The organism is Streptomyces sp. NPDC086023 (genome assembly GCF_044540325.1).
Lineage (GTDB): Bacteria > Actinomycetota > Actinomycetes > Streptomycetales > Streptomycetaceae > Streptomyces.
This window is the reverse complement of record NZ_JBITRX010000011.1, coordinates 53,594-65,243: the sequence shown is the minus strand read 5'-3', so window position 1 is coordinate 65,243 and position 11,650 is coordinate 53,594. Positions and strand designations below refer to the sequence as shown.

Sequence of the window (11,650 nt, the reverse complement as noted above, 5' to 3'; positions counted from 1 at the left end):
TTGGAGATCACCATGCATTCCGTACCCCGACGGCGGGGAAGGCCCCCGCTCAGAGTCCTGGCTGCGCTCGTCGGTCTGACCGCGCTCAGCGCACTGGCACCACTCGACCCGACGACTGCGTCCGCGGCGTCACTGACGCCGGGGGCGGCCCTCCGTGCCCCGGCCGTCTCCCGCGCCACACCCGAAGGGGCCGCACTCGCCGAGGCCAGGAAGGCCGGCCGGCGGGTCGAGGTGCTTGCCCGCAGGAGTGAGAGCGGGCAGGTGTTCGCCAACCCCGACGGGCGGTTGACCGGGGAGTTCGCGCCCACCGCCGTGCGCGTGAAGAAGGCGGACGGCGGTTGGGCCGCCGTCGACACGACCCTGGCCGCCGGGGCCGACGGCACCGTACGGCCCCGGGCCGCCGCGGCCGACGTCGTGTTCTCCGGCGGCGGGAGCGGGCCGCTGGCCCGGATGACCAAGGACGGGAAGCGGTTCGCGCTCAGCTGGCCCGTGCCCCTGCCGAAGCCTGCCCTGAAGGGTGACGCGGCGACCTACGCCGAGGTGCTGCCCGGCACGGATCTCGTCGTACGCGCCACGCCGACCGGGTTCAGCCACCTGCTCATCGTGAAGAACGCCCGGGCGGCCGCGAACCCGGCCCTGCGGACCGTCCGGTTCGGGCTTCGCGGCAGTGAGGGGCTGACCACGACCGCGGACGCGGCCGGCGCGCTCACCGCGAAGGACGCCGCCGGCAAGGCGGTGTTCGTGTCCGCCCGGCCGGTCATGTGGGACTCGCCCGCGGAGGCCGGCAACGGGCGCCCCAAGGGAGTCGAGGCCGTCGAGGGGGGCGCGGTCCGCAACGACCGCGCCGCCATCGGATCTCCCCCCTTCCCCACCTACCAGGCCGACCCCGGCGGCGCGCGCCGGGCCCGGGTCGGCGTCAAGGTGACCGGCCGCGGGGCCGGCGCCGCCCTGGAGGTGACGCCCGACCGCGCCATGCTCACCGACCCGGGGGCCCGCTTCCCGCTCGTCATCGACCCGACGTTCCTGGAACGGCCCATGTGGGACTGGAACCTCTTCGAGAACCAGCACACGACCACCAACTACTGGGGCGTGCAGGGCACCCAGATCAAGGTCGGCCACGACGGCGCCCGCGAGTGGCGGGGCATCTTCCGCTTCTGGATCGACCCGGTCTTCGGCGCGGAGATCCGCAGCGCCCGCCTCAAGGTGGCGGTCAGCGCGGCGAGCAGCTGCGACGCGTCGACCGCGATGAACCTGCACACCACGTCCCAGACCCCGCAGTACGCCACCTGGTCCAACTCCGGCTGGGGCGGCTGGATGTCCTCGGCCTTCGGCTGCGGCGACGCGAACGGGCTGTACTTCCCCTCCAACGACGCCTTCCGCGGCAAGGTGCAGGAGGCCGCGAACAACCGCTGGACGGGCGGCATCACCTTCGGCGTCAACACCGCTTCGGCGGGGGTCTACAAGACCCTCACGCCCGGCGCGACCCGGCTGGTGATCGAGTACAACCACGCGCCGAGCGCCCCGGCGGTCCTCGGCATGGTCCCGGCCAAGCCGTGTGCGACGGGTGCGGAGCGCACCTACCTCACCACGTCCTCGCCGCAGTTCACGGCGAAGCTGTCCGACCCGAACGGCGACAACGTCGGCGGGCGGCTGGAGGTCGTGCGCAAGAGCGACGGCCAGGTCGTGTACTCCGACCCGCCGGCCGGGACGAACCCGGCCCTGTCGGTGCGCAGCGGCGACAGCCTCACCTGGGCGCCCGTACCGGACGGCAGGCTCGCGGCCGGGGTGGTCTACACGTACCGGGCGGCCACCTGGGACGGGCTGGCCTGGAGCGGGGCCACGGCGCCGGGCTGCGAGTTCGAGATCGACCTCGGGGAGGCGCGTACCCCGCTGGTCACCTCGCCGTGCGACCCGTCCGTCTGCGGGGAGTTCGGCCCGCCGATGGGCACCGTCCGGCCCGTGACGTTCCGCCCGGCGCCCGGTGACACGGGCATCGTGCGATACCGGTACGGCACCAGGCAGGGGGCACTCACGATGTCGGTCGCGGCCGGCCCGGACGGCACCGCCACCGTCCCCGTCACGCAGTGGACCAGCGATCCGACCTGGCTGTACGTCAAGGCGGTGCACCGGTCGGGGCAGGAGAGCACCGGAACGGCGTCCTTCGACGTGTCGGCGGCGTACGACCCGAAGAGCCCGTCGGGGCGGCGCGGCGACGCGGGCGGGGACGGCCTGGCCGACACCGCAGCCGTGTTCTCCGACGGCTCCACGCAGAACTCCGTCTACACCTGGCACGCGAGCGCCACGGGCAGCTACCCTCCCGTCGGCGTCGAGGTCAACAACGGGTACGCCGCCACGGCGGTCCAGACGGTGCGCGGCGACTTCGACGGTGACGGCCGCACGGATGTGGCCGTGCTCCGGCAGGAGGCGGGCGACCGGGTGACCGGGTGGATCTACCGGTCGGACGGCACGTCGTACGAGCCGCCGGCCGCGGCGGCCCTGGACACCGCCGGCAACCCCGGTTGGAACCTCGGCGGCCTCAAGCCGGTGGCGGGGGACTTCGACGGCGACGGCAAGGCCGACCTCGCGGTCTTCGCCTCGCATCCGAGCTGCCAGACGAAGCTGTGGACCTTCTACTCGACGGGGACGGCGTTCGCCGGCTCCTTCGGCCAGCCGGCGTGGGCCAGCGGGGTCAACGGGTACTGCTGGGACCGCGTCAAGCCCGTCGTCGGCGATTTCGACGACGCGGCCGACGGACGCCAGGAGATCGCCCTCTTCTACCGCTGGGACGGCAACTGCGACTGGAGCGTCGACACCTTCCGGCAGACGGGTGCGCGCGGCTCGCTGACGCAGGGCTTCTCGGGGGCCCGGGACAGCGGCTGCTCGGACTGGAACCGGCTCAAGCCCGTCGTGGGCGACTTCAACGGCGACGGCCGCGACGACCTGGGCCACCTCTACGACGCCGGGGCGAACTCCACCACCTTCTGGACGCTCACCAGTACCGGCAACGTCGGGGGTGTGGCCTTCGCCCCCGAGGTGCAGCGCTCTTCGGAGGCGCTGGGCTGGGGCGCCCTGGAGCCGTCGGCCGCGGACACCGACGGCACCGGGCCGGACGAGGTGGTGGTGGTCGACCGCTCGTCCGCCTCCCGCACCGTCCTGTGGACCCTCCGCAGTTCCGACGGCACCGCGTTCACGCGGAGCCTGCGCTGGGACGGCCGGGTCACCGCCGGGCTCGGCGTGAACGGCAAGAGGGCCTCGCTCAGCGGTGACTCGCGCGCCGAGACCGTACGGGTGAAGGCCGACGGCTCGCTGTGGGGGGCGCCGAACATCGACGGTCTGCACGGCGCGTGGGGCGCGGAGCGCTACTCGGCCGGTACGTCCACGGACCCGGCGCGCGCGTTCTTCCCGGACCTGGACGGTGACGGGAAGAAGGAGTTCGTGTACCTGAAGCCGGACGGCGTGCTGCGCGGCTACCCGAACGTCGACGGGCTCAACGACGGGTACGGGACCGGGCGCAAGGTCGGGGAGAACTTCCCGGAACCGGCGCGGCTGCGCTTCGCCGACCTCGACGGCGACGGCCGCGACGACCTCGTCCGCATCGACGCGGACGGCGCGATCCAGGCCTGGCCCAACGTCCGCGGCATCGACGGCGTGTGGGGCACGCAGCGCCAGGTCGGATCCGGCTGGACCGATCCGGCACGGACGCGGTTCGCCGATCTGAACGGGGACGGGCGAGACGACCTGGTGAGCATCGACGGCGACGGACGTCTGCGGGCATTCGCCAACCGGAACGGGATCGACTTCGACTGGGCACCGTCCGCGATCGTCGGCTCGGGTTTCTCGGACCCCGCGCGCGCGTTCTTCGCGGATCTGGACGGCGACCGGCGCGACGAGGTCGTCAGCGCCAACGGCAACGGCGAGCTGTGGGCCTGGCCGAACGACGACGTGCTGGGCACGGGCGGCTGGGGTCCGTCCCGGCTCGTGTCGGCCGGCTGGACGGATCCGTCCCGCCTGAAGTTCGCCTGACGCCGGCGCGGCCACCGTCCCGGCGGTGACGGCCCGGCGGGCACCCGGAAGGAGGGGTGCCCGCCGGGCACCGGTGGGGCGCGTACCGAGAACAACACCCCGTGACCCGCCGAGACGACGGTTCGTGCGAAGCCGGTCCATCGGCCTCGCGGACGTCACCGGCGCGGCGCCCTTCGCCACCCCACCGGACGGCTGTATAGCTGGATCCTCATCAGACTGCGCGAAGGAAACCCGTGGCTGTGTGGCACTGGCTGTTCGGCGACCAACTCGGCCCCCACTTCCTCCGCACCGGCGAGACCGGACCGGCCAAGGACGCGCCCGTCGTGATGGTCGAGGCCCGATCGGTCTTCCGCCGACGGAGGTTCCACCGCGCCAAGGCCCACCTCCTGCTCTCCGCCATGCGGCACCGCGCCGCCGAACTCGGAGACCGCGTCCACTACGTCCGAGCCGAGACCTACCGGGAGGGCCTGCGCCGGGCCGTCGGCGACGCACCGCTGACCGTCCACCACCCCACCTCACGGGCCGCCCACGGCCTCGTCGGGTCGCTGCCGAAGGTGCGGGTCCTGCCCGCACGCGGCTTCCTGGTGCCCGCGGAGGCCTTCCGCTCCTGGGCCGGGGGACGCGAGCGGCTGAGACACGAGGACTTCTACCGGTGGACGCGCCAAGAACTCGGCCTCCTCATGGACGGCGACGAGCCGGCCGGCGGACGCTGGAACCACGACCCGGCCAACCGGGAACCACCGCCGAAGCGCGCAGCCGCCCTCGGGGTCCCCGCACCGTACCGGCCGCGTGAGGACGACATCGACGAACAGGTACGCGCCGACCTGGACCGCTGGCAACGCGACGAGGGCATCGACTTCGTCGGGCGCGACGGCCCGCGCACCCTCCCGGCCTCGCGCCGCGAAGCACTGGCCGCGCTGCGCCGCTTCACCGAACACCGCCTGGCCACGTTCGGACCGCACGAGGACGCCATGCTCGCCGGCGACGCGGTGATGAGTCACAGCCTGCTGTCCTCGGCGCTCAACCTGGGCCTCCTGGACCCGGCGGAAGTTGTCGGAGCCGCCGAGGACGCCTGGCGCGCCGGCCGGGTACCCGTACACAGCGCGGAAGGCTTCGTCCGGCAGATCGCAGGCTGGCGCGAGTACGTGTGGCACACGTACTGGTACTTCGGCGAGGACTACCGCCACCGCAACGCGCTCGGACATCGGGCACCTCTGCCCGACTGGTTCCTCGAACTCGACGCCGACGCCGTCACCGCACGCTGCCTGTCCACGGTGCTCGCCCAGGTCCGCGACACGGGATGGACGCACCACATCCCCAGGCTCATGATCCTCGGGAGTCACGCGCTCCAGCAGGGCTGGGACCCCCGCGCGGTCACCGACTGGTTCCACCGGTGCTTCGTCGACGGCTACGACTGGGTGATGCTCCCCAACGTCATCGGCATGTCCCAGTACGCCGACGGCGGCATGATGACCACCAAGCCGTACACCAGCGCGGGAGCCTACATCCACCGCATGAGCGACCTGTGCGACGGATGCGCCTACCGGCCCGGCGTCCGTACGGGCGACCAGGCCTGCCCGTACACCACCGGGTACTGGTCCTTCGTCCACCGGCACCGCACCCGCCTGGCCGCCAACCCGCGCACCGCCCGAGCCGTACAGGGTCTTGACCGGCTGCACGACATCCAGGAGGTCCTGCACACAGGCAGACGACAGGACGGCAACCCGCCCTGAGAGGTGCTTACACCCCACCCCGGAGCGCCTCGCCCCGGCCGTCCCGAGGAGCGGGCTGCCGGGCGGCCGCTGTTCCCGGAGCCCGGGCGACCGACCGCTGCCGACCGGAGTCAGCGCGCCGCGGCGCGCGGCAGGGCAGCGGCGACGCCGTCCGCGAGCCGCTCGACCTCCTTGCGTACGAACGGAGCGGCCAGCCGGGCCACGCCCCTGAAGCGGAACGTCGCGGTGTAGACCAGTCGGGTCGCCCCCTCCTCCGCCGGCGTGAAGCGGAGGTCGTCCGTGACGGCGACCGTCCTGTTCTCGCCGCTGAACACGAGCAGGTCGCCTTCCCGGACATCGAGCCGGTACGACACCTCGGCGTCGCGTCCGCGGAAGCGCGAGGTGTTCCGCCACCGCGAGCCCGGCCCGACGGGTCCCGCGTCCAGGCGGACGCAGGAAACGGTCGCCGGATCCCACTCCTCGGCGTGCGTGAAGTCCGCGAGGTATGCCACGAGGTCCGGCATCGCGACGGGGACCAGCATGGTGCGGGCAACTCGGATCATGGCCGTCTCCTCAGCGGTTCGCCGCTCTCCCTACAACGACTTCCGGCAGCCACCCTTCGGCGGATGCACTGCCCGGCATTCCGAGCGACGTGGCCGGACGCCCCGGACCGCCGCGGAGCCTCCGAGCCCGGTGCCGAGCGCTGCTTCGACGGCTGACCCGCACCGTCAGTCCCGGTCCTGCACCGCGCGGCCGGCGGCCTCCTGCACCGTGGCCTCCAGCTCCTCGCGGTCCATGCCGAACTGCTCCGCGTAGAGGTCCAGGGCAGAATCCAGCAGCCACCACGGCTCGCGGGCGTCCTCCCACGCGTCCCGCCAGGTCACGTGCTGCTCGTCGGTCCACCCGGCTGAATCCCCGAGCTCTTCCTGAAGGCGTGTCAACCGGGCGTGCGCCTCATCGGTCGCTTCCTGCAGCTCGGCCAGCTCGTCCAGCGCATCGGACAGTTCGATTTCCATCCCGGGATCATAGGCGTCGGGATCCGGCCCCCTCGCAGGGCTGCCGGGCCGTCAGGACGAAGGCCCGTGCGAAGGCAGTTCCTCGGCCAGCCCGACGATGATGCCTTCCGGCCCGCGGACGTAGCAGAGCAGGTACGCGTCCTCGAAACGGGCGATCCCGCCGACGAGTTCGGCGCCGTACGGGCGCAGTCGCGCGACGGTGTCCTCAAGGTCGTCGACGGCGAACATGACGCGGTGCGTGCCCAGGATGTTGTGGGGCCGGTCGCGCGGCCCGCCGCTGATGGCCGCGGGGCTGTGGTACTTCGCCAGCTCAAGCCGGCCGTGCCCGTCAGGGGTGCGGACCATGGCGATGTCGCAGCGCACGCCGTCGAGTCCGGTGCACTCGTCGGCGAAGGAGCCGGCGACCTCCGTTCTGCCCTCCAGCTCCATGCCGAGTTCCACGAAGAACGCGATGGCGGCATCCATGTCGTCCACGACGATGCCGACGTTGTCCATCCGCTGGATTGCCATGCTGGTTCCTCCTTCGAACTCGTGCGGCCGTCAGCGGCCGAGAGCGGCCGGCCGCCGACGGCCCTGACAGTCCCCGACCGTACGCTTCACCGCGGACGCCGCACGACACCACGCCAGGAGGTCCCCATGCTCGACGACCACCGGTACGCCTCACTCTCCGCCGTCGACATCGCCGACCTGGTCAACCGCGGCAAGGTCACGGCCGCGGAGACGGTCGACATCGCGCTCGCCGTCACCGCCCGGCGCGACGGCGGACTGCGGGCGTTCACCGCCCTGTGGGCCGATGCCGCCCGGAGCCGGGCCAAGGAGGTCGACGCCCACGTGGCCCGTGGGCTGAGGCTGCCGCTGGCCGGCGTACCGATCGCCGTCAAGTCGAGCGAGGGCACCCACTCGGTGCAGAACCGGCGCCTCGTCGCCGCAGGCTGCGTACCGATCGGTGCGACCTCCGTGCCCCGGGCCGGGACGGGCTGGCAGACGTACGGAGCCACCGACCGAGGACCCACCCTCAACCCCCTCGACCCCGACTGGTCGCCGGGCGGCTCGTCGGCCGGCTCCGCAGCAGCCGTCGGCGCAGGTCTCGTACCCCTCGCCACCGGCTCCGACGGGGCGGGATCCGTACGCATCCCCGCGGCCTGGTGCGGCGTCACCGGCTTCAAGCCCACCAACGGCCTGCTGCCCGCCCGAGACCGGGCCGGACTCAACACCCCCGGCGTGCTCGTCCGCGACCCGGCCGACGCCCTGGCCTACCTCCGTGCCGTCGTGCCCGGCCCGCCCCCGACGCCGGTGTCGTGCGGCACCCCCCGCGTCACGTGGACCGCCACCCTGGGGTACGCCGACACCGCCCCGGCCGTCGCGGCCACCGCCCTCGGCGCCCTCCACCACCTCGTCCGCGCCGGGCTGTGCCGCCTCGTCGACCGGCCGGTGGAGCTCCGCGATCCGGCTCCGGCGTGGACCGCGCTGCGCGCAGGCACGCCCGACCAGAACACGACGAGCCTCGCCGAGGACAACGCGCAGACCCTGCGTGAGGCGTTCGAGCAGTCCGATCTCCTGGCCACGCCCACCACGCCCCACCCACCGCACGGCCACGAGGGCCCCGGCCCGCGCATGAGCGTGGCACTCACCTGGGCCTTCAACCTCTCCGGCCACCCGGCGATCACCCTCCCCGCCGGCCGCACCCCGGACGGGGAGCCCGTCGGCCTCCAGCTGATCGCCCGCCACCACGCCGACGCCCTGCTCCTCGACGCCGCCGGACGCTGGCACCACGCGCTCCCCGGGCGGCCGGTCCGAACGTCCCGCCGGTGACCTCCGCCGGCGACCTCAGGCACCGCAGGTGGGACAATGGGGACGACCGCGGCCGCCCGGCGCGCGGCCGGCGGCGACTGGGAACGGAAGAACATGGGTCTGGCGCAGGGGCAGCGCGTGAAGCTGGTGGTGGACATCTCCCTGGGCGAAGCGGTCGACGGCACCTCTGGGGCCACAGCAGGCTTCCTGTCCCTGGCGGCCGGCAGCGAGGGCACCGTCGAGCGGGTCGACGGTCCGCCGCGCGAGAGCCACGGCGTCCGCGAGTACCTGCGCCTCCGGGGTCTCCTCGCGGACTACGGCCACACGATGCCCGAGGCGAGCAGGCAACGCCTTGAGGAGGAGGTCCGCGAACTGGAGCCGCAGTGGACCGACTTCCAGGAGCACGGTGGGCGCGCCACCGCCCGCGTCCGCTTCGACAACGGCTTCGTCCTCGACGGCGCCCCCGAGACCGTCCTCACCCACCCGTGACCTCGCCCCTCCGCCCGCCCGGGCGTGCAACGTGCCGGCGGACCCTCACGCGGTCCGGCCCGCGTCGTCCAGGGCGCGGAGTTCGGCGGCGGCTTCGAGCTGCCGGGGGTTGTTGAGGCGTACGAGGGCCTCGTGGGCGGCCGTCAGTGATGCGCGGGCCTCGTCGCCGCGGCCGAGATGGCGCAGGACGATCCCGAGGTCGAGCCGGGCGGCTTCGCTCCAGGCGGGCATCCTGGCCCCCTCGAAGTGCGCCAGTGCGTAGGACAACGGCGCTTCCGCCTCCTGCCACCGCTCCAGCGCGGCCAGGTCGTTGCCGATGTGCTGGCGGCTCGCGGCGAGGTACAGGCCGATCACCTCCTGCGGCTTCCCCGGGACGCCGGCCCGGCAGCGGGCCTCGCTCCGCCGGTGGATGGCCAGCGCCTCGGCGGCGCGGCCGACCTGGCGCAACAGCTGGCCCAGCAGGTTGAGGGCGGTGAGTTCGGCCAGGCGGCTCTGGGCGCCGGTCTGGACGGCGAGGTGGTCGGCCGCCCGCCGGAACTCCTCGATGGCCTCGTCGGTCCGGCCGAGCCGGTGCAGCGCGCCGGCCGCGTAGCCCATGGCCCAGCCCACCTGGACCTCGTCGCCGGTCTCGCGGGCCACGCCGAGGGCGGCCCGGGCCGTGGCGAGCGCGGCGGCGTGGTCGTAGAGGCACACGTTGTAGGCCCAGGCGAGGTAGTTCAGCTGGACGGCCTCCTCCCGCCGGCTGCCCAGGGCGCGGGCCGAGTCGGCGCCGCGCCGGAACACCTCCGCCCACAGCTCCCAGTGCATGGTCCGGTCGGAGAACCAGTGCATCGCCTCTGCCGCGTCGACCACCCGTCGGTGGTCGCCGGCCGCCTGTGCCCGCCGCAGGGCCTCCAGCCACTGGGCGCGTTCGTTCTCCAGCCAGGTGTGGGCGCGGTCCGGCCCGGCGGGCGCGGTGGCCGGGTCGGGGTCGCCGTCGGCCGCGGTCCGGGGCACGGGCGGGTGGTCGGCGTCGAAGTGCAGCGCGGCGGCCGTGGCCCGGCGCAGGGCCCAGCGGGCCGCCCGGTCCTCGGCGGCGGCGATCTCCTCGGGCCCGTCCTCCTCGGCCAACTGCTCGGCGGCGTACAGGGCCAGCAGGTCGTGGTAGCGGTAGCGGTCCGCGGTGGGATGCGGCTGGAGCAACCCGGCGTCGGTCAGGTCCTGGGCGCAGCGGGCGGCCTGGCGGCGGGGGAGGCCGGCGAGCAGGGCGGCGGTCTCGGGGCTGAAGTCGGGGCCGGCGGCGAGGCAGGAGCGCCGGAAGACGGTGCGGGCCTGCGGGCTCAGCTGCCGGTAGGACAGCGCGAAGGCGGCCCGGACCTCCAGCGAGCCGGCCCGCAGGGTGTCCAGCCGGCCGCCCTGCTCGGCGAGCTGGTCGACGAGCTTGGCGATCCGTTCGCCCGGCCGGGCGGCGAGGCGCTGCCCGGCGATCCGTACGGCCAGCGGGAGGTGGCCGCAGAGCTCGGCGAGGTCGCGGGCGGCCTGGCCCTCCTGCCCGACCCGCTCGGGGCCCACGATGCGCGTGAGCAGCTCCACGGCCTCCTCGCGGCGCAGCAGGCCGAGTTCGGTGCGGTGCACCGCTTCGAGGCCGGCCAGGGACTGGCGGCTGGTGACCAGGGTGAGCGAGGATCCCTGGCCGGGCAGCAGGGGGCGTACCTGCTGCTCGTCGCTCGCGTTGTCCAGCAGGAGTAAGGCGCGCTTGTCGCGCAGGACGGAACGGAGCAGGCCGCTGCGGTCCTCGGTGGCGGCGGGTACCGCGCCGCCGGCGACGCCCAGCGCGTGCAGCAGCCGGGCGAGGGCGTCGCGGGGGAGGGTCGGCCGCGGGTCCATGCCGCGCAGGTCGACGTGGAACTGCCCGTCCGGGAAGTGCGGTGCGAGGGCGTGGGCGGCGTGCACGGCGAAGGCGGACTTGCCCAGGCCCGGCTGGCCGCTGATCACGGCTGTCGGCGGGTGGCCGGGGGCGGGGTCTTCGACCAGGGCGGTCAGCCGCGCCAGAGCGGGGCCCCGGGCGGTGAAGTCACGGAGGTCGCGGGGCAGGGCGAGCGGGTGGTGACCGGCCGGCTCCGGCCGCGGTGCGCACGCCGGAACGCCGCCGCAGGCGGACCCCGCCTCCGGGCGGGCGGGCTCGCCCGCCCCGGCCGGGGGCCGTCCGGTGGCCCGCCGCGCGCGCGGCCGTCCCAGGGCGGCCGTCCGCTCCAGTTCCTCGGCGCCGGTCGCATCCAGTTCCAGCGCCGTGGCCAGGGCCTCCACGGTGCGCCGCTGCGGCCCCCGGGACCGGCCGCGTTCCATGTCCGACAGGGCCCGCACGCTCATGCCCGCGGCGTGGGCCAGTGCCTCCTGGCTCAACCCGGCGGCGGTACGCAGGCGCAGCAGGCGGTCGCCGAACCCGCCGGTGGCCGGTGTGTCCGTCCCCATGCCTGCTGTGTCCCCCGGTGCCGCACGGACCGGCCGGTCCGCCGAATCCTTCCGGCAGAAGTATGCCGGACCGTACTTCCGCCGGTGGAACCGCCTGGTCCGCCTCCGCCGCCGCGCGGTTGGCTGTGGGCGACCCGGACGGGGGCCCGACCAGCCCCCCTCCGGGCC

At 74.3% G+C, this 11,650-nt stretch carries 8 protein-coding genes; 4 read left to right on the top strand and 4 right to left on the bottom strand.

Annotated features, from left to right (window positions below):
* The first annotated feature begins 12 nt into the window (after nucleotides 1-12).
* Both ACIF6F_RS22165 and ACIF6F_RS22160 read left to right on the top strand, forming a co-directional pair.
* Nucleotides 13-4,023, top strand: a complete 4,011-nt coding sequence (locus tag ACIF6F_RS22165; protein WP_399949118.1) for an FG-GAP repeat domain-containing protein — start codon at nucleotides 13-15, stop codon at nucleotides 4,021-4,023.
* 233 nt (nucleotides 4,024-4,256) lie between these two features.
* On the top strand, nucleotides 4,257-5,756 hold the full coding sequence (locus tag ACIF6F_RS22160) for a cryptochrome/photolyase family protein (RefSeq protein WP_399949115.1): 1,500 nt from the start codon (nucleotides 4,257-4,259) through the stop codon (nucleotides 5,754-5,756).
* A 110-nt stretch (nucleotides 5,757-5,866) separates the two neighbouring features.
* Here the strand turns inward: ACIF6F_RS22160 and ACIF6F_RS22155 are convergent, their stop codons facing one another.
* The 3 genes from ACIF6F_RS22155 to ACIF6F_RS22145 all read right to left on the bottom strand — a co-directional run bounded on the left by ACIF6F_RS22155 (nucleotide 5,867) and on the right by ACIF6F_RS22145 (nucleotide 7,261).
* Nucleotides 5,867-6,298, bottom strand: a complete 432-nt coding sequence (locus ACIF6F_RS22155) for an SRPBCC family protein (RefSeq protein WP_399949113.1) — start codon at nucleotides 6,296-6,298, stop codon at nucleotides 5,867-5,869.
* Between the two features lie 165 nt (nucleotides 6,299-6,463).
* Entirely contained in the window at nucleotides 6,464-6,751 is a 288-nt protein-coding gene (locus tag ACIF6F_RS22150) for a hypothetical protein (protein WP_399949111.1), read from the bottom strand.
* A 51-nt stretch (nucleotides 6,752-6,802) separates the two neighbouring features.
* On the bottom strand, nucleotides 6,803-7,261 hold the full coding sequence (locus tag ACIF6F_RS22145; RefSeq protein WP_399949109.1) for a VOC family protein: 459 nt from the start codon (nucleotides 7,259-7,261) through the stop codon (nucleotides 6,803-6,805).
* Nucleotides 7,262-7,387: 126 nt separating this feature from the next.
* Here ACIF6F_RS22145 and ACIF6F_RS22140 point away from each other — a divergent pair, with 126 nt between their 5' ends.
* Nucleotides 7,388-8,563: an amidase gene (locus tag ACIF6F_RS22140; protein WP_399949107.1), complete on the top strand. Its 1,176-nt coding sequence runs from the start codon at nucleotides 7,388-7,390 to the stop codon at nucleotides 8,561-8,563.
* A gap of 36 nt (nucleotides 8,564-8,599) precedes the next feature.
* Nucleotides 8,600-9,031: a hypothetical protein gene (locus tag ACIF6F_RS22135; protein ID WP_399949105.1), complete on the top strand. Its 432-nt coding sequence runs from the start codon at nucleotides 8,600-8,602 to the stop codon at nucleotides 9,029-9,031.
* Nucleotides 9,032-9,076: 45 nt separating this feature from the next.
* Here the strand turns inward: ACIF6F_RS22135 and ACIF6F_RS22130 are convergent, their stop codons facing one another.
* The gene (locus tag ACIF6F_RS22130) at nucleotides 9,077-11,482 is read right to left on the bottom strand and encodes an ATP-binding protein (protein ID WP_399949103.1); all 2,406 of its coding nucleotides are present in this window, start codon (nucleotides 11,480-11,482) and stop codon (nucleotides 9,077-9,079) included.
* Nucleotides 11,483-11,650 lie beyond the last annotated feature (168 nt).